Raw genomic sequence first — 15,245 nt, 5'->3', positions numbered from 1 at the left:
GCTCCAGAATTACCACTGCCGAAGTTTAAATTCGGCCTCCTGTGAGGCGCCTTTATCTTCGATGGCCAGCTCGAGGAAACCTTGCCCTGGGCCTTTTTCAAAACTGAGTTCAGCGGCGCGTTTATAGGGCGTGGCGTTGGGGCCAAGGCCTGTAAAAAAGACGGTGGCTGTGTGCTCGCCTTCGCTCAGATTGGTAACAAAAAGCTTGTGTATGCCCCCGCGGGCGAGTGCGTCGCGTTTTTGTTGATCATAAAGTTGGGTAACAACAAGTTTGCCGTCGAGTTTTAGCTTGACACTTTCCAGGCTAAAAAACTGGCCGCCTTTAATTGAGACAAATACGCTGTATTTTGTACTCGATGGATACAACAGTTGCTCTTCGAGTTCGAGTAGCTCTTTGTTCAGATCAATCATGCTCAATTTAAGCGCCTGGATATCACTGCTGAGCTTCTCTATTTCTTCTAAGTTTTTGCTGTCGTTAGCGGGGGTGCCAAGTACTTCGGCCTGTTCGGTACTCTGCGCGAGTGCTGAACTAAGCATAATAAATGCGCTTAGGCAGTAAGAGGCTGTTTTTTTAAACATCATAGTGTGCTTCTTTGTCTCAAACGGTCGAGCAGTTTTTAAGCTTTGGGCGGCTGGAGCCGGAGGTCAAGCTGTGGGCAAACGTCAATTTATACACAGATATTTGAGCTTGCTATTTAGGGCGGAACTATAAAGCATGTTCTGTGATCAAGTGTGATTTTCATCACGCTATTCCCGCTCAAAAGTCGCGGTTGTGATTTAGAGCGAATCTAATACTTCTGATTGGTACTTGTGTCACTATTGTTTCATTCGTCTGCGGTCGAATCTTAAGCCTTTTGTTATAGTTGAGCTAAGAGTTTTTTGGCGACAGCCAAGTTGCGCCAAAAAAATGGCGCCTATTTCTTTTTATTGGAATTTAATTTTTCTCGAGGCGAAAAGTGAAAAAAACGATTACTGCGCTGGCGCTTATGTTTTCTACTACTTCAGTGTATGCGCAGACCATAGGTCAGGCCGTTGATGACGATAAAGAAGTAACGGTTGTTGAGCCGGTGAAAAAAGTCCCGGAAATAAAATCGGCGGCGATCGATGATGAATCGTTTGAGCTGGGGGCGTACGTTGGTTTTATTTCCCTTGAAGATTTCGACACGGTGTCGATTGTCGGGGCGAGCGGGAACTACCATTTGAACGATCGCTGGTTGCTTGCTCTTGCCTATGGAAAGTCATCCGCACCGGAGGCTTCTTTTGAGGATGTTGTCGGCGGTGATTTTGTAAAAGACCGGGACTCGGGCTTTCAATATCTTTCACTGCTCGGCGCTTATGAATTTTTGGAGGGGCGAAGTTTTTGGGGGCAGGGGCGCAAGCTTAGTACGCACCTCTATGCCGACTTCGGTTTAGAAAATGTCAATTTTGCTGGTGAAAGCGATATCGGTTTGGTTTTTGGTGCGACTTATAAACTAGTGTTGAACGACTGGTTGACCGCGGATTTACGTATGCGCGATCACGTTGTCAGCCGCAGTTTTCTCGGCGAAGAAAAAACCACTCAGAATTTAGAGTTGGTATTTGGGCTTAGCGCTTTGTTTTAAAAACTTAAGCTTGTTGTTGCTGGGCCGGGGTTGAGTATGGCTGGGCTGGAGTAGAGTTAAGCCGGGCCGTCAACAGCGGGCATGCTGTCGACGAGCCTACATGGAAGTATTTACCGCGTGTCCCGAGGGTCTTTGCCGAACTCTGGCTCCGGTGCGATCTGAAATTTGGAGTCTACTTAAAGCAGATAACCCACACCCAAAGTAAACTGCATATTGTGGCTGGTGCTGTCTTCGGCAATCAGGTTGCTTTGATATATGTGATCGCGAAAGTCTAAGCGCAGGTTTAAGCGGCGGCTTAACCCCAACTTGTAACCGATACCGGCTGTAGCGCTAAAGCTTTCTTCTCCACCAAAACTGATATTGCCGACACCGCCAACGATATACAGGTTGCTCAGTGTGCTGTTGGCTTCGCTGACATAGAGCTCGCCGGCTAAGAGGTTGTAGCCAAGCAGTAAATCGTAGTGAATAAAGTCTCTGTCTCCACCCTCGAAGTAGGCGCCCTGGCTATTTTCAAAGGCGCTGTAACTTGCCTCGGCAGCGAGGTAGTTAAACTGGATAAAAAAATCCTCTGAGCCGTGAAAAGTCGCGTTAAAACCGAGGCCGATCTCGGTATTAAAATCCTGGATCGCGAGCAAACCTGCATCGATGCCAAATTCAAACAATTCGTTGTCGAGATCCGGTCTTTTTTGCTCTGCTTCGACGGTGGCGGCGAAGGGAAGTAGGCTTAAAAGAAGGTGGTGAAGCCTAAGAGCCATGTGTCGAATTCCTCTTGATCATCTGTATCTAATGTAAGTGTGCGGTATTCGCCGCGCATAATAAAATTGCGCCCGAGGTAGTAGTTCAGGCGCGCGCCAATCAGGCTGTGATCGGCGGATTCGAGATCGCCGACAATTTGCCGTGGTTGGACTTGAAAATCGGTTTTGCCGAGGCCGTAAATGAGCGCCGGCGACAGCCTAAAACCGGCTGTGGCATCAAAAAGTGGAAAGGGCTCAAAGACAAAATTGAACGCGATCTGGCTGCCGCGCGCTTCGTCACCATAAAACTTCCCGGCTTCGAGTTCGCCGCCGAGAAAGCTCCACGGGTGATAACTTAAGCTGGCGCTAAAGGTTTCGGCGTCGGCGAGCTCTTCGGCGCTAAAGCTGCCGGCACTCATGCCGATGCGCCAGCGATTAACTGAATAGTTGCCGTAGCCAACGGAGGGGAGGTCGGCCGGCTCGCCCGAGGCCTGCAGGGTGCGGCCGAGCTGCGCGGCTTTGACCCAGCCAACCTTGTTGTCCTGAGTGCGCACTTCGTACCAATCTGGCCGGCGAGTGAGCACGTCGATATGATCGCCTTGCTCAACAACATTAAATACCGGATAGCCGCGCCCGGGGCCAGTGTGTAGTTCGAGGTAGGAGTCGATGACTTCTAGGGCAAGGGGCTCGGGTTTGTAAAGCCAGCTGGTATCGTCGTCCGCTAGTGTGGTGAGACTGCTGAAGCACAGTGCGAGGGATGCAAATAGGCGTGTCTTGATCATTGTTCGTTCAATTCGCTGGAATTTTGCAAGTTTACTGTAATCGCCGGTAGGCGTGCTGAGTGAGCCTTCACATTTATTTTGTTAACTAAGACTATAGTTGCAGGTTTGTGTCGCCAAACACCCACTAAGTATGCATTTTTATCCGGGCGCCGTTTGTGAAGGGCATGAAAAAACCCTGCGGGCTTGCGCCGGCAGGGTTTTTGATCTGGCTTGATAAAGCTGGGCTTATTTAGCTTCGTCGCGCTCTTTGGCAGCTGCGATAACAGTTTCAGCAACCTGTTGCGGACAAGGCAGGTAGTGGCTGAATTCCATTGAGAACTGACCGCGGCCAGAAGTAATGGTACGCAGGTGGCCGATGTAACCGAACATTTCTGCAAGAGGAACGTCAGCTTTAATGCGAACACCAGTAGCGCCAGCTTCCTGATCTTTGATCATGCCGCGACGACGGTTCAGGTCACCAATAACGTCACCAACGTGATCGTCTGGAGTGAACACGTCAACCTTCATGATGGGCTCGATCAGCTGAGGGCCGGCTTTAGGCATGGATTGACGGTAAGCGCCTTTAGCGGCGATTTCGAAGGCTACGGCCGAGGAGTCAACTGCGTGGAAACCACCGTCGAACAGCTCAACGTGAACGTCCAGCATTGGGAACTTGGCCAGAGGACCTTCTTCCATCATGCCTTTGAAGCCCTTCTCAATAGCCGGGAAGAATTCCTTAGGAACGTTACCACCAACAACGGTAGACTCGAAGGTAAAGCCAGTGCCAGGCTCGTTCGGGCTGATGCGGTAATCGATCTTACCGAACTGACCAGAACCACCAGACTGCTTCTTGTGGGTGTAGCTGTCTTCGATCTTCTGAGTAATGGTCTCGCGGTAGGCAACCTGAGGCTGACCAACATTCAGCTCAACGCCGTAGGTACGCTTCAGAATGTCTACTTTAATGTCGAGGTGAAGCTCACCCATACCTTTCAGGATGGTTTCGCCGCTGTCTTCGTCGGTTTCAACAACGAAAGTTGGATCTTCTGCAACCATCTTGCCGATAGCAACACCCATCTTCTCGGCGCCACCTTTTTCTTTAGGTGATACCGCGATAGAGATTACCGGCTCAGGGAATACCATGGGTTCCAGAGTACATTCGTGCTTAGGATCACACAGAGTGTGACCAGTTTGAACGTTCTTCATGCCAACAATGGCGATGATGTCACCCGCTTGAGCGCTGCTCAGCTCGGTACGCTCATCGGCGTGCATCTCAACCATACGGCCAACACGCTCAGTTTTGCCGGTGAAACTGTTAAGGATGGTGTCACCCTTGTTCAGTACGCCAGAGTAGATGCGGATAAAGGTCAGGGCGCCAAAACGGTCGTCCATGATCTTAAATGCCAGCGCGCGCAGAGGCTCGTCAGCGCTAACGATGGCTTTCTCGCCGGTAGGAGTACCTTCGGCGTCAGTCAGATCTTGCGGGTCAACTTCGGTCGGTGCAGGCAGGTAGTCAACAACGGCGTCCAGCATCAGCTGAATACCTTTGTTCTTAAATGCGGAACCACAGTAAGTCGGGAAGAAAGCCAGCTCGCGGGTACCTTTGCGGATACAGCGCTTGATGTCTTCAACAGAAGGTACTTCACCTTCCATGTAGGCCATCATCAGATCGTCGTCCTGCTCAACGGCGGTTTCGATCAGTTGCTCGTGGTACATGTCAACGTCGTCAACCATATCGGCTGGAACGTCAGTGATTTCGAAGTTTTCTGGCAGACCGGAGTCGTCCCAAACGTAGGCTTTTTTGCTCAGTACGTCGACAACACCAACAAAGTCGTCTTCGCGGCCGATGGGCAGGGTCATAACCAGTGGGTTGGCGCCCAATACGTTTTTGACCTGGTCGACAACGCGGTAGAAGTCGGCACCTAGGCGGTCGAGTTTGTTAACGAAGATCAGACGGGATACTTCTGATTCGTTTGCGTAGCGCCAGTTAGTCTCTGACTGAGGCTCAACGCCGCCGGAACCACAGAATACACCGACACCACCGTCGAGTACCTTCAGTGAGCGGTAAACTTCTACGGTGAAGTCAACGTGCCCTGGGGTATCGATGATGTTTAAGCGGTGGTCATTCCAGAAACAGGTGGTAGCTGCTGATTGAATGGTAATACCACGCTCAGCTTCCTGCTCCATGAAGTCAGTGGTGGATTCACCATCGTGTACTTCACCAGTTTTGTGGATTTTACCGGTCAGCTTAAGGATACGCTCAGTAGAGGTCGTTTTACCCGCATCAACGTGGGCAAAAATACCGATATTGCGGTATTTGGAAAGATCAACAGCCATTTCGTTTCTCTAAGGTTTAATTGTATTGGGTCAAAAATTGCGCGGTAGTATACAGGAAATGCCGAGGGGTTTGGCAACTATCGCTTTGATATGCTTTGCAATCGCTCTAGCCCAGGCGCGGCGGGCCCTGCAGCTGCGATACCTGCTGTAGAAACACGTGCAGATAGCGATGCCGGCGAGCTTATACACTAAATATCTGCCCTGCCTGGCCGTTTTTATTTTGATTTGGGGGCTGCGTATCGCCTGGCGGCCTTTTATGATTGTGTGTTTGGGGCCCAGGGTTGGGCCCCTATGCTTAGGCTTGAGGGAGTAGAGCAGCGATGCGATGGATTGGCGTAAGTTTATTGTTATGGTTTTGCGGCGGTGGGCTAAGCGCAGAGGAACTGACCCTGGCTCAGCAGATTTTCGACGGCGATCACCGCCGCCAGGTCAGTGCCGCGTTTAAGCTTTTTCATAAGCAAAACCCCGATATCAAACTTAAACTGCGCTATTTTCGCAACGATGGTTATGAGCAGCGCGTGGCCGATTGGTTGGCGTCGGGACAGGGGCCGGATGTGTTGTTTTGGTACGGTGGCCAGCACACAGCCCAGTTTGCGCGATCTGCAAAAATTCACGATTTAACTTCGGTGCTGAGCCGGGCGCAATTGCAGCGAGACTTTGCCCATATCGCCGTCGATGCCGTCAGTGTGGATGAGCGCGTATATGCGGTGCCGGGTGTGATCAACCTTTGGGCTGTTTATTATCGCCCTTCGATTTTTCAGAAATACGGTTTAAAGCCCCCGCAAACGTGGCCGGAGGTGCTCAACCAGTGTCGCCTGCTGCGCAAACAGGGCGTCGATCTTTTTGCCTTTGGCAGTCGCAGTGCCTGGGCGACTCATGCCTGGTTTGATTATTTAAACCTGCGCTTAAATGGGCTCGCTTTTTATCGTCGCCTACTTGCAGGTGAAATAGCCTTTACCGACCCGCGGGTGATTAACGCGCTTGAACACTGGCGCAGCTTGTTAGATCAGCAGTGCATGACCGCAAATCACGCCCACTACACGGTCGACGATGCACTGCCGAGATTAATGCACGGCATGTCTGCTGCGATCCTAAGTTACGGTCGTGTGGAAATGTCGTCACTGGCTGAGCACGATATTGCGGTTATGCCATTTCCCGAGATAAAACCGGGCTTAAAAGCGTGGACGGTTGCACCGGTGGATGTATACCTTGTTCCCGCCTACACTCAAATAAATTCGACGCTGGTGCGCGTGCTTAAATTTTTGGCTTCTGAAACGTTTCAATTGGCTAATTCGCGCCACTCTTCTCGGCATCCTGCTCGTTTGCTTGATGAAGACAGTGTTAGAATGGTAGAGAGCCAAGCCCGCGCGTTGATTCAGTCTAGCCCGGGCGGCATTCAGTACTTTGACCGGGATGTGCCTTTAGCAGTTGCGCGTTTTACCCCTGAGGTATTTGTGAAATTTTTGCAGCACCGCGATGTCGAGCGCTGCGCTAAAGAGTTAGAAAGCTTGCGTCAGCAGGCCCTGCGCGCTGGCGCTTGGGGGCCTGGGCCCCACTAAATTATGCGAATATTTTTTTCTGTTTTACTGCTTAGCCTTGCGCTTACGGCGCGGGCCGAGGAGCTGATCCAGCTCGCGCTGCAAATCTCCGACGGTTATCACCGGGCTCAAGTTAAAGAGAGCCTAAAGGATTTTGAACAGCAGCACCCCGGTGTCAAAGTCGAGCTTCTAAGTTACCGCGACGGTTCTTATATCAGTTTGGTTGAGCGTTGGCTGGAAGCGGATGCCGGGCCGGATGTGATTTATTGGTACGGTGGCTCCCGCGTTCGTCACTATGCGCAAAAAGGTTTGATTCAACCGCTTAACTCCGTTTGGAGTAGCGAGAACTACCGCAAGCGTTTTTCCAAAGTCGCCGTTGATGCGGTGATGCTTGACGATGTTCCGTACGCCATTCCCAATGCTATTTTTTTGTGGGCGTTCTACGTTCGGCCCTCTGTGCTTGATAAGTACGGTTTAACAACCCCGGCGAACTGGCAGCAGGTGCTGCATGCTTGTCAGGTATTGCACCAAAATAATCACGAACTCTTTGCGCTCGGCTCCAAAACACCGTGGGTCACGCACGCTTGGTTTGATTATTTGAATTTGCGTTTGCACGGGCTCGATTTTTACCGCGACCTGCTCGACGGCAATGTTGCCTACACCGATAACAAAGTGCTTGAAACCTTGCAGCACTGGAAGCGTTTACTCGATGCCAACTGTTTTACTGAAAAGCATCGCAGCTACAGCCACGGTCAGGTGCTGCCGCGCATGTATCACGGCTTGGCGGCGATGTCGCTGGCATCGGCTCATGTAGAAATGGAACTGCCAGATTCAGTGATAGAAGATCTGGATGTCGCGGCCTTCCCTGAAATTCGCCCGGGTATTCCCGCCTATACTGTCGCGCCTGTCGATGTTTATGTTGTGCCGAGTCACGCAAAAATGACTCAGGGCCTGAAGAGCTTTTTGAGTTATCTGGCGGAAAATGAACTGCGAGCTCCGGATAATATGTACAGCGAGCGCGATTTAAAGCGCGATACTTTAAGGCCGGGTGAAGCGGCTATATTGGCAAAAACAAAACAATTAATTGCCGAGTCTCCGGGCAGTATTCAATATTTTGATCGCGATACGCCAATAGGTCTGGCGCACAATACGCCGGACGTGTTTATCGATTTTCTCGAGCATCGCGACGTTGAGCGCTGCGCGCGCGAGTTAGAGCAGCTCAGGCAGGGTGCAATAAAAGCGGGTTTGTTTGATTAAGGTATTCTCGTGGTTTTTACAGCGCCTTGGGGGGCTCGGCCTGTTATTGCGCAGCGATGCCAACTTCCAGTTTACTAAACCAGTCTAAAAAGCGTTTGACGTCGTCGCCGCGAAAAATACGACCGTGCTGTGGGCACATCATGTCGATGTCGAGCTTGCTGATCCTATCTATCCAGCGATCTTTAGCTTTGTTTGACGGCATCCAGCGCTGATGGAAATAGCGCATTTTGTGGGTATGTGCTTCGAAGTCTTCAATTTCCATTGCCGCGCCCGGCGCTTCCAGTGCGGCGCCGATATCTCCGCTCATCAAAATTTTTGCCTGGGCGTCGTAGACGTGAAAGTTGGCCGATGAGTGCAGGTAGTGGGCGGGAATAAATTCGACGCTGCATGCGCCTAAACTGAGGCTGCCGCCCTCGTCGGCAATCGCTTGATACTCGATGTTGTCCATGCCGAAGTGGCGAATAAACCCTTCCCAAAGGCCCGATGCATGCAAACTGGCCTTGCTTAGCGTGCGGTCCCACAGGCCGAGCGACGAAATAATGTCTGGGTCCTGGTGAGAGGCAAACAGGTGGGTGATTTGATCAACCGGAATATGTTTGACTATCGATGCGAGCATCGAGGCAAACAGCTCGATGCCTCCCGGGTCCATTAGCAGCGCCTGGTCGCCGCAACTAATCATATATTGGTTGGTGTCGATAATGCCGTCGGGCTTATCCGGGTCGCGCCCAAATACGTACCAAGTGTGCTGGTTGTCGCGGTAGATTTCTTTGCTGAGCATATTGAGTGTTCCCTAGTGAATATGGGCAAAGCATTTTTGTGAGGTTTCTATATGCAGGCGAATGCTCTCGGTCGCTTCGGCCACTTTATTGGCGATAACCTGCAAAGATATGGCGTGATCTTCGCCGACCTGAGTTGCTTCAACACGCGACATTGCACTTAAAACAACGCCGGCCCTCAGCTCGCGGGCGAGGTCATCAAGCTCCATTTTCAGCTGCCAGACTTGCGTGTCAAAACGCTTGAGCGACTCGCTGCGCTGGCGTTCGGCGGCGTCGAGTGCAGGTTTTAAGGTGCCTGCAAAATGTGCGTCCGTGGCCTTGGCTGTCGCGCGAACAAAGTGCTCGATGGCGTGTTGGGTGCGCGTCGCATCCGCCGCTTCACGGCTGATGTCGACGGCGAGCTTGTTGACGTGGCGGGCGGTGCTAATGGTCAAACGTGCGAGCTCGTCAATAAAGTCGGTCAAGGCGCGAAAGCCCCGCGCCGCATCGCCAGCGCGCAGTGCCAGCGCTTTGGCATTGCCGGCGGTGAGACTGATGTCGCGAGCAACCGAGGTGGCCTTGTGTAACTCGGCAGCGACGATGGATGCGGCGACAAAGTGATCGTTATTGGTCGAAGATAAACGGGGCATGGGCCTGGGTAAATTATTGCTTTTGCTTAAAAGTAATAGCACAACTGAGCCACTTGGGGCGCGAAGCCTCAATGCCATTGCAATGCGCGCTTGCATGTCGAGCTGCGGCCAGTAACATGGCACAAAAATAAATGGCGGCAGCATCATGAAGATTAAGGACATCAAAGCCTATGCGTTCTGGGCCGGCTTTAGAAATGTTTGTATTGTAAAAGTAGAACTGAGCAACGGCAGCTACGGTTGGGGTGAGTCGGGGCTGAGCGGTCGCGAGCTGGCCGTTGCCGGGGCGGTGAAGCACTTTCGCGAATTTTTACTCGGCAAAGATGCAAGAAATATTTCCGCTCTGTGGCAAGAGATGTACCGCGGCGCTTATTTTGAAGGTGGGCGCGTACTGAGCGCAGCCATATCGGCCATAGATATTGCTCTGTACGATGCACTCGGTAAAGAACTCGGTCTGCCTGTGTACCAACTGCTCGGCGGTCGTCAGCGCGATAAAATCCCGCTGTTTGCAACGTCGATAAAGGCCATGGGCCCGGAGTTGGTCGAGCACTTACTTGAATTAAAAGCCGAGGGCTGGCAATCGCTGCGCGTCACGACCGGTGAACACGGCGATGCAAACAAAGCGAGTGTGTTTGAACCGAGAGAGTCCATTGCCAACGCGGCGCACTGGTGCACAAACGCGCGCGCTGCACTTGGCCCTGAAGTCTTTTTGGGCATTGATTACCACCACCGGTTAAGTGTCGCAGAGTGTGCATCATTTGTTCAGCGCATGCCCGTAGGCACGTTAGATTATTTAGAAGAACCAATTCGCGATCAGAGCCCCGAGGCTTACAAGGCGCTGCGCAGCATGGTTGACGTGCCGTTTGCCATCGGTGAAGAGTTCGCCAGCAAGTGGGATTTTGCCCCGTACATTCAGCAAAATCTGAGTCAGTTTGGGCGCATAGACATCTGCAATGTCGGCGGTTTTACCGAGGCGATGAAAGTCGCGGCAATGTGCGAGACGCACTACATCGATATGATGCCTCACAACCCGCTGAGCCCCATTTGCACGGCGGCGTCGATCCATTTTTGCGCGGCGATACCCAATTTAACCGCGCTCGAGTTTTTGCCCTATAGCGGCGATACCTCAGATTTTGATCGCTATTTTGTCGGCGCTGCGCAAATGAAAAATTGCCAGTTTGACGTCGAGGCGAGTATCGGTTTGGGCATTGATGTCAATGAAGAGCTCATCAAAGATTTGGAGTTTCGTTATTGGGAAGCGCCGCGCTTGCAAAGGCGCGACGGTTCTTACACCAATTGGTAAGGTTTTTTACGCGCGCTGAACGACGCCCCTCTTATGACATCAGCGGCGGCCGTTTGGCTTGTTTTGTCGACACAATAATGAATAAACGAGGACTTCTACATGGAAGCTGTGGCAACGGCTGAACAGCGCTCTCCCGAGCGTTTTAAAATACTGGCGCTGATATTTATCAGTGTGGTTATCAACTATATGGATCGCAGTAACATGGCTGTTGCTGCACCACTTATCAGTGAGGAACTCGGTTTTACCTCGGTGCACATGGGCTGGATTTTCTCGGCTTTTGGTTTGACTTATGCGCTGTTCCAAATTCCAGGCGGAGTTGTGGTTGACTATGTCAAACCGCGAATTTTGTACCCGTTTATTTTGGTTGCCTGGTCACTGGCGACGCTTATTCAAGGTTTGGTTAGCTCGGTTGCCGCTTTGGTTGGCTGCCGCTTGGCCATCGGCGTATTTGAAGCGCCGTCTTATCCTGCCAACAATAAAATTGTTACCGCCTGGTTCAGCGAAGATCAGCGCGCCTCAGCCATTGCGGTTTATACCTCTGGCCAGTTTATAGGCTTGGCATTTCTAACGCCGGCGCTGATTTTTATTCAGGCGAGCGTGGGCTGGCGTGGGCTGTTTATTATTTCGGGTTTGATTGGTTTTGCTTGGGCGGCCATTTGGTATCTGTTGTACCGAGACCCCAAGGGGGCTGAAAATCGAGCGCAAGAAAAAGCCAAACAGGCCGAACAAGTGCAGCACTTTAAGCCGGCAGATGTGCTTGAGGCCTTTTCCTATCGCAAGTTGTGGGGTATTTATATCGGCCAGTTTTGCCTCGGCGCAACCTTAATTTTTTTCTTGACCTGGTTTCCAACTTATTTAATGGAGTATCGCGGGTTTTCAAATTTAAAAACGGGCCTGCTTGGTGCGCTGCCGTATATTGCCGCGTTTTTTGGTGTGTTAATCAGTGGCACCGTTTCGGACTACCTCGTACGCCGGGGCGTTAGCAAAGAGCTAAGTCGCAAGGCGCCTATTATTATCGGTTTGGCTCTGTCGACAACGGTGATCGGTGCCAACTATGTTGAATCCGAGCTGGCGGTCATCGGCTTTTTAGCGCTGGCTTTTTTTGGCAATGGTCTCGCTTCGATTGCCTGGGTATTTGTCAGCCTGTTGGCGCCGTCGCGCATGGTCGGCCTGGTCGGCGGCTGTTTTAATTTTGTTGGCGGTTTGTCGGCCATGACGGTGCCCGTTGTTATTGGCTATCTTGTCGAAGGCGGCGATTTTAGGCCCGCGTTATTTTTTATTGCCGCGCTGGCGGCCACCGGAGTGTGTAGTTATCTATTTTTAGTTGGCAAAGTTGAGCGAGTCGGCGATTGATGCTCAATCGCTTCGTTCAGTTTGTTTCTTGAAGTGCAGCTTAGTGCTGCCAAAATTTTTGTAGTATGCGTACCTGTCTTTATCGGAGTTTATTTATGAAAAAAATCAGTGTGATGTTCTTAGCTGCGCTTATGTTGTTTAGCCCGCTGTTTAGCCAAGCTGCAATGGTGAAAACCCAAGCGCTTGTTGACCCCGCGGCCGAGTGGCTAAATTCGCCGGCGCTTGTCGCTAAAATGCTGGACAAAGGCATTGACCCTGCGGAGGTTCAGGCGCGTGTGGATGCGATGACTGCCAGTGAGCGCGCCGAGCTCAATGCGGCTTTAGAAAATATGCCGGCCGGTCAGGGCGTACTGGAAATTGCTTTTTTGGTCTTTTTGGTTTTTGTGGTGACTGATTTACTTGGCGCGACCGATATTTTCCCGTTTATCAATAGCATCAATACCTCAAAATAGTAGGGCTTGCACGGCTGTATAGTTTTTTTCGATAAGGTTGGCTGCCCGCTTGGGCGGCCGCTTTTTATTTCTATCTTTTACACTATTCGCAACACTTTTTTAGCTTTGATTGAGCGTTTATTTAAGCCCTTACGCTTCGCTAGCTGTCTGTATTTGGCTTTTTTGTTAGCTGCATGCAGTTCTGTGCCGACGTTTCCACCTTTACCCTCGCAAACTGAGCGCAGTGTTTATCTTTCCGAGCTCGGCTTTTTTGCGCAAGAGGCCTATCAGTGTGGCCCGGCTAGCTTGGCGACGGTGATTGACTACTGGCAACCAGCGTTGATGCTACAGCCCAATGAGCTAGTGCCGAAAGTGTGGACACCGGCGGTCAAGGGCAGCTGGCAGCTGGAAATGCAGGCGAGCGTTCGACGCTACGGCCTTGTCGCCTACGCCCAGCCCATGGCCGCTGAGGCCTTATTCAAAGAGCTTAGTGCGGGGCATCCGGTGATTGTTTTGCTTGATCTTGGCACGCTCGGCATAGAGCAGTGGCACTACGCGGTACTGGCCGGCTTTGATAAAGACAGAGAGCTTGTGATTTTGCGCTCGGGCAAAACAAAAAAGCGTCTGATGCACTGGCGGCATTTTATTAAGGCGTGGCGCAAGGCCAATTACTGGGGGCTTGTGGCACTGCCAGCGAATCGTTTGCCCGCTTCTTTAACCTGGGCTCAAGTCTACAAAAGCTTAAGTGACTACGAGCAGGTCCGTGGGCAAGCGCAGTTGGCGAGCTGGCAGCTTGCCCAGCAGCACTGGCCCGACCAGTGGCAGTTTTTATTTGCCGCTGGCAACGCAGCTTATCAGTTAGAAGACAGTCGTTTGGCGCAACAATATTACCTTGGGGCCCTTGCGTTAAAGAGCGATCAAGCACAGCTTTGGAATAACCTGGCCTACAGCTTGGCACGGCAGCGCTGCAGTGTGAGCCTGGCAGCACTCGGCTGCGCACAAGCTCTCGAGCCGGCCAACACTGCATGGCGGCAAAGTGAAACTGAACTCTTGTTGCAAGCTGAGTTATTTGATCAGGCCTGTGGCACCTTGCCGAGCTGCCCCGTTAAACCTAAGCCTCGAAGTAAGGCCAATGAAGAAAGGCCCTTATAGAGACAACACAGTTCACTAAATGATGTAACGAGATGGTAGGAGCGAAGCTGAAGTGGGTTTGATTGGGTCTCTGCCACAAGGTCGCTACATGGATGTAGCTTATTAGGGCAATGCAGGAGCAATTGCCGGATGCGGCGGCGAAGCCCCCATGGACGGGCTTACGGCGTCCCAAGAAAGCCCTCTCAAGCTTCGTTCCGGGAAGCTTGCACTTAAGTGAACAACATTGCTTATAGAGAGGGTTTTAAAGCAGCAGTGCGCTCGCCAGCGAAAAATAGATTAACAAACCGCTGATATCGACAATGGTGGTAATGGCCGGGCTGGCAATCACCGCAGGATCGCGGCCGCAAGCGTGTACTGCGAGCGGCAGTGCTGCGCCAATTAAATTTGAACTCAACACTTGTATTGCCAGTGCCAGGCCGATGCAGAGCATAATGCGGTCGAGGCTGAGCTCAGCGGGCACGTGGTGCTCCGGGGTTAGCAGCCAGATTCTCATGCTGGCAATAAGTACAAGTACGGCGGCAAGGCCAAGCGCAATAATCAATTCTTTATAGAGTACGCGCCACAGGTCGCTAAGCCTCAGTTCGCCGAGTGCCAGTGCGCGGATAATAATCGACGCACTCTGGCCTCCGGCGTTGCCGCCAGTATCGGCTAACATCGGCAAGTAGATGGCGAGGATGACCAGCTCGTCGAGCGCGCTTTCGTAGCGCATTAATATCGAGCCAGAGACAAAACCAAGCAGGGCGAGGCCCACCAGCCAACCCAAACGGTTGCGAATATGATCGCCGACACTGAGTTCTCGATAGGTCAAGCTGCTGCCCGAACCCACGACCCCCATAATGCGGTCCATATCCTCCTGGTCTTCATCGACCAGAATTGCCAGTGCATCGCTGTGTTTGATCAGGCCAATCATGTGGCCTTGATCGTCGACAACAGGCAGGCTGAGAAGCGAGGGCTGTTGGCGAAACAACTGCGCAATGCGCTCTTTGTCGTCGCTGGCACCGACGCTTAAGAGCGTTGCTTGGCTCAACTGGGCAAGTTGCGTATTTTTATCGGCGCGGATCAGTGTGTTTAGTGATACTTTACCGCACAGCAACTGCTTGTTGTCACACAGATACACATCGTGTAAGTCGTATGGGTTATTTAACTGCCTGATCTGTTTAAGTGCCTCTGCAGCACTAGTTTCGGGTGCGGCGCTGAGCCAATTTGCTGTCATGTGGGTGGCGACGTGCTCCGGGTTTACGGGCTCGCTGTTTGTATCCGTGTCAACGCGGGATTTTTTTCGCTTTTGATTTGTATCTTGCACAAATTCTCCTCGGGCGCGGGCCTGCTAATAAACATGCGCTGAAGTTGTTGCAATTGAATGAATCGCTATTGAATTA

14 protein-coding genes are annotated in these 15,245 nt (G+C 51.8%); 7 read left to right on the top strand and 7 right to left on the bottom strand.

What is annotated here, in order from left to right; all coding sequences use genetic code 11:
- Positions 1-9 precede the first annotated feature (9 nt).
- Positions 10-582, bottom strand: a complete 573-nt coding sequence (locus CFK45_RS02400) for an AraC family transcriptional regulator (RefSeq protein WP_096084788.1) — start codon at positions 580-582, stop codon at positions 10-12.
- Positions 583-956: 374 nt separating this feature from the next.
- Here CFK45_RS02400 and CFK45_RS02395 point away from each other — a divergent pair, with 374 nt between their 5' ends.
- Positions 957-1,601 (top strand): outer membrane beta-barrel domain-containing protein, encoded by a 645-nt coding sequence (locus CFK45_RS02395; protein WP_096084787.1) that lies wholly within the window; start codon positions 957-959, stop codon positions 1,599-1,601.
- Between the two features lie 176 nt (positions 1,602-1,777).
- Here the strand turns inward: CFK45_RS02395 and CFK45_RS02390 are convergent, their stop codons facing one another.
- The 3 genes from CFK45_RS02390 to fusA form a co-directional block, all read right to left on the bottom strand.
- Positions 1,778-2,356, bottom strand: coding sequence for an outer membrane beta-barrel domain-containing protein (locus tag CFK45_RS02390; protein ID WP_096084786.1), 579 nt, complete (start codon positions 2,354-2,356; stop codon positions 1,778-1,780).
- Entirely contained in the window at positions 2,326-3,117 is a 792-nt protein-coding gene (locus tag CFK45_RS02385; RefSeq protein ID WP_096084785.1) for an SH3 domain-containing protein, read from the bottom strand. Before CFK45_RS02385 ends, CFK45_RS02390 begins: the two co-directional genes overlap by 31 nt.
- 225 nt (positions 3,118-3,342) lie before the next feature.
- A complete protein-coding gene (gene fusA, locus CFK45_RS02380; protein WP_096084784.1) occupies positions 3,343-5,430 on the bottom strand; it encodes an elongation factor G in 2,088 nt (695 codons plus the stop codon).
- A gap of 320 nt (positions 5,431-5,750) precedes the next feature.
- Between fusA and CFK45_RS02375 the strand changes: the two genes are divergently transcribed.
- A complete protein-coding gene (locus CFK45_RS02375; RefSeq protein ID WP_096084783.1) occupies positions 5,751-6,989 on the top strand; it encodes an ABC transporter substrate-binding protein in 1,239 nt (412 codons plus the stop codon).
- 3 nt (positions 6,990-6,992) lie between these two features.
- A complete protein-coding gene (locus CFK45_RS02370; RefSeq protein ID WP_096084782.1) occupies positions 6,993-8,225 on the top strand; it encodes an ABC transporter substrate-binding protein in 1,233 nt (410 codons plus the stop codon).
- Between the two features lie 43 nt (positions 8,226-8,268).
- Here the strand turns inward: CFK45_RS02370 and CFK45_RS02365 are convergent, their stop codons facing one another.
- Entirely contained in the window at positions 8,269-9,003 is a 735-nt protein-coding gene (locus CFK45_RS02365; protein WP_096084781.1) for an oxygen-binding di-iron domain-containing protein, read from the bottom strand.
- 12 nt (positions 9,004-9,015) lie between these two features.
- Positions 9,016-9,630: a chemotaxis protein gene (locus CFK45_RS02360; RefSeq protein ID WP_143247452.1), complete on the bottom strand. Its 615-nt coding sequence runs from the start codon at positions 9,628-9,630 to the stop codon at positions 9,016-9,018.
- 145 nt (positions 9,631-9,775) lie between these two features.
- Between CFK45_RS02360 and CFK45_RS02355 the strand changes: the two genes are divergently transcribed.
- The 4 genes from CFK45_RS02355 to CFK45_RS02340 all read left to right on the top strand — a co-directional run bounded on the left by CFK45_RS02355 (position 9,776) and on the right by CFK45_RS02340 (position 13,866).
- Positions 9,776-10,930, top strand: a complete 1,155-nt coding sequence (locus CFK45_RS02355; RefSeq protein ID WP_096084779.1) for a mandelate racemase/muconate lactonizing enzyme family protein — start codon at positions 9,776-9,778, stop codon at positions 10,928-10,930.
- A 99-nt stretch (positions 10,931-11,029) separates the two neighbouring features.
- The gene (locus CFK45_RS02350; protein WP_096084778.1) at positions 11,030-12,283 is read left to right on the top strand and encodes an MFS transporter; all 1,254 of its coding nucleotides are present in this window, start codon (positions 11,030-11,032) and stop codon (positions 12,281-12,283) included.
- Between the two features lie 95 nt (positions 12,284-12,378).
- The gene (locus CFK45_RS02345; protein ID WP_143247451.1) at positions 12,379-12,735 is read left to right on the top strand and encodes a PA2779 family protein; all 357 of its coding nucleotides are present in this window, start codon (positions 12,379-12,381) and stop codon (positions 12,733-12,735) included.
- Between the two features lie 183 nt (positions 12,736-12,918).
- Entirely contained in the window at positions 12,919-13,866 is a 948-nt protein-coding gene (locus tag CFK45_RS02340; protein ID WP_158224575.1) for a PA2778 family cysteine peptidase, read from the top strand.
- A 241-nt stretch (positions 13,867-14,107) separates the two neighbouring features.
- Here the strand turns inward: CFK45_RS02340 and CFK45_RS02335 are convergent, their stop codons facing one another.
- Positions 14,108-15,169, bottom strand: a complete 1,062-nt coding sequence (locus CFK45_RS02335) for a magnesium transporter (RefSeq protein ID WP_096084775.1) — start codon at positions 15,167-15,169, stop codon at positions 14,108-14,110.
- Positions 15,170-15,245 lie beyond the last annotated feature (76 nt).

Source organism: Agaribacterium haliotis (assembly GCF_002312815.1).
Taxonomy (GTDB): Bacteria; Pseudomonadota; Gammaproteobacteria; order Pseudomonadales; family Cellvibrionaceae; genus Agaribacterium; species Agaribacterium haliotis.
Note: the sequence above shows the minus strand (reverse complement) of the source record. Positions and strands in the feature narration are given on the sequence as shown.

Excerpts from the sequence above, each read along its gene's own strand:
- CFK45_RS02345 (WP_143247451.1), top strand. The coding sequence starts at position 12,379 with ATGAAAAAAATCAGTGTGATGTTCTTAGCTGCGCTTATGTTGTTTAGC.
- CFK45_RS02400 (WP_096084788.1), bottom strand. The coding sequence starts at position 582 with ATGATGTTTAAAAAAACAGCCTCTTACTGCCTAAGCGCATTTATTATG.
- CFK45_RS02390 (WP_096084786.1), bottom strand. The coding sequence starts at position 2,356 with ATGGCTCTTAGGCTTCACCACCTTCTTTTAAGCCTACTTCCCTTCGCC.
- CFK45_RS02360 (WP_143247452.1), bottom strand. The coding sequence starts at position 9,630 with ATGCCCCGTTTATCTTCGACCAATAACGATCACTTTGTCGCCGCATCC.
- CFK45_RS02350 (WP_096084778.1), top strand. The coding sequence starts at position 11,030 with ATGGAAGCTGTGGCAACGGCTGAACAGCGCTCTCCCGAGCGTTTTAAA.
- CFK45_RS02355 (WP_096084779.1), top strand. The coding sequence starts at position 9,776 with ATGAAGATTAAGGACATCAAAGCCTATGCGTTCTGGGCCGGCTTTAGA.
- CFK45_RS02375 (WP_096084783.1), top strand. The coding sequence starts at position 5,751 with ATGCGATGGATTGGCGTAAGTTTATTGTTATGGTTTTGCGGCGGTGGG.
- fusA (WP_096084784.1), bottom strand. The coding sequence starts at position 5,430 with ATGGCTGTTGATCTTTCCAAATACCGCAATATCGGTATTTTTGCCCAC.
- CFK45_RS02370 (WP_096084782.1), top strand. The coding sequence starts at position 6,993 with ATGCGAATATTTTTTTCTGTTTTACTGCTTAGCCTTGCGCTTACGGCG.
- CFK45_RS02365 (WP_096084781.1), bottom strand. The coding sequence starts at position 9,003 with ATGCTCAGCAAAGAAATCTACCGCGACAACCAGCACACTTGGTACGTA.
- CFK45_RS02385 (WP_096084785.1), bottom strand. The coding sequence starts at position 3,117 with ATGATCAAGACACGCCTATTTGCATCCCTCGCACTGTGCTTCAGCAGT.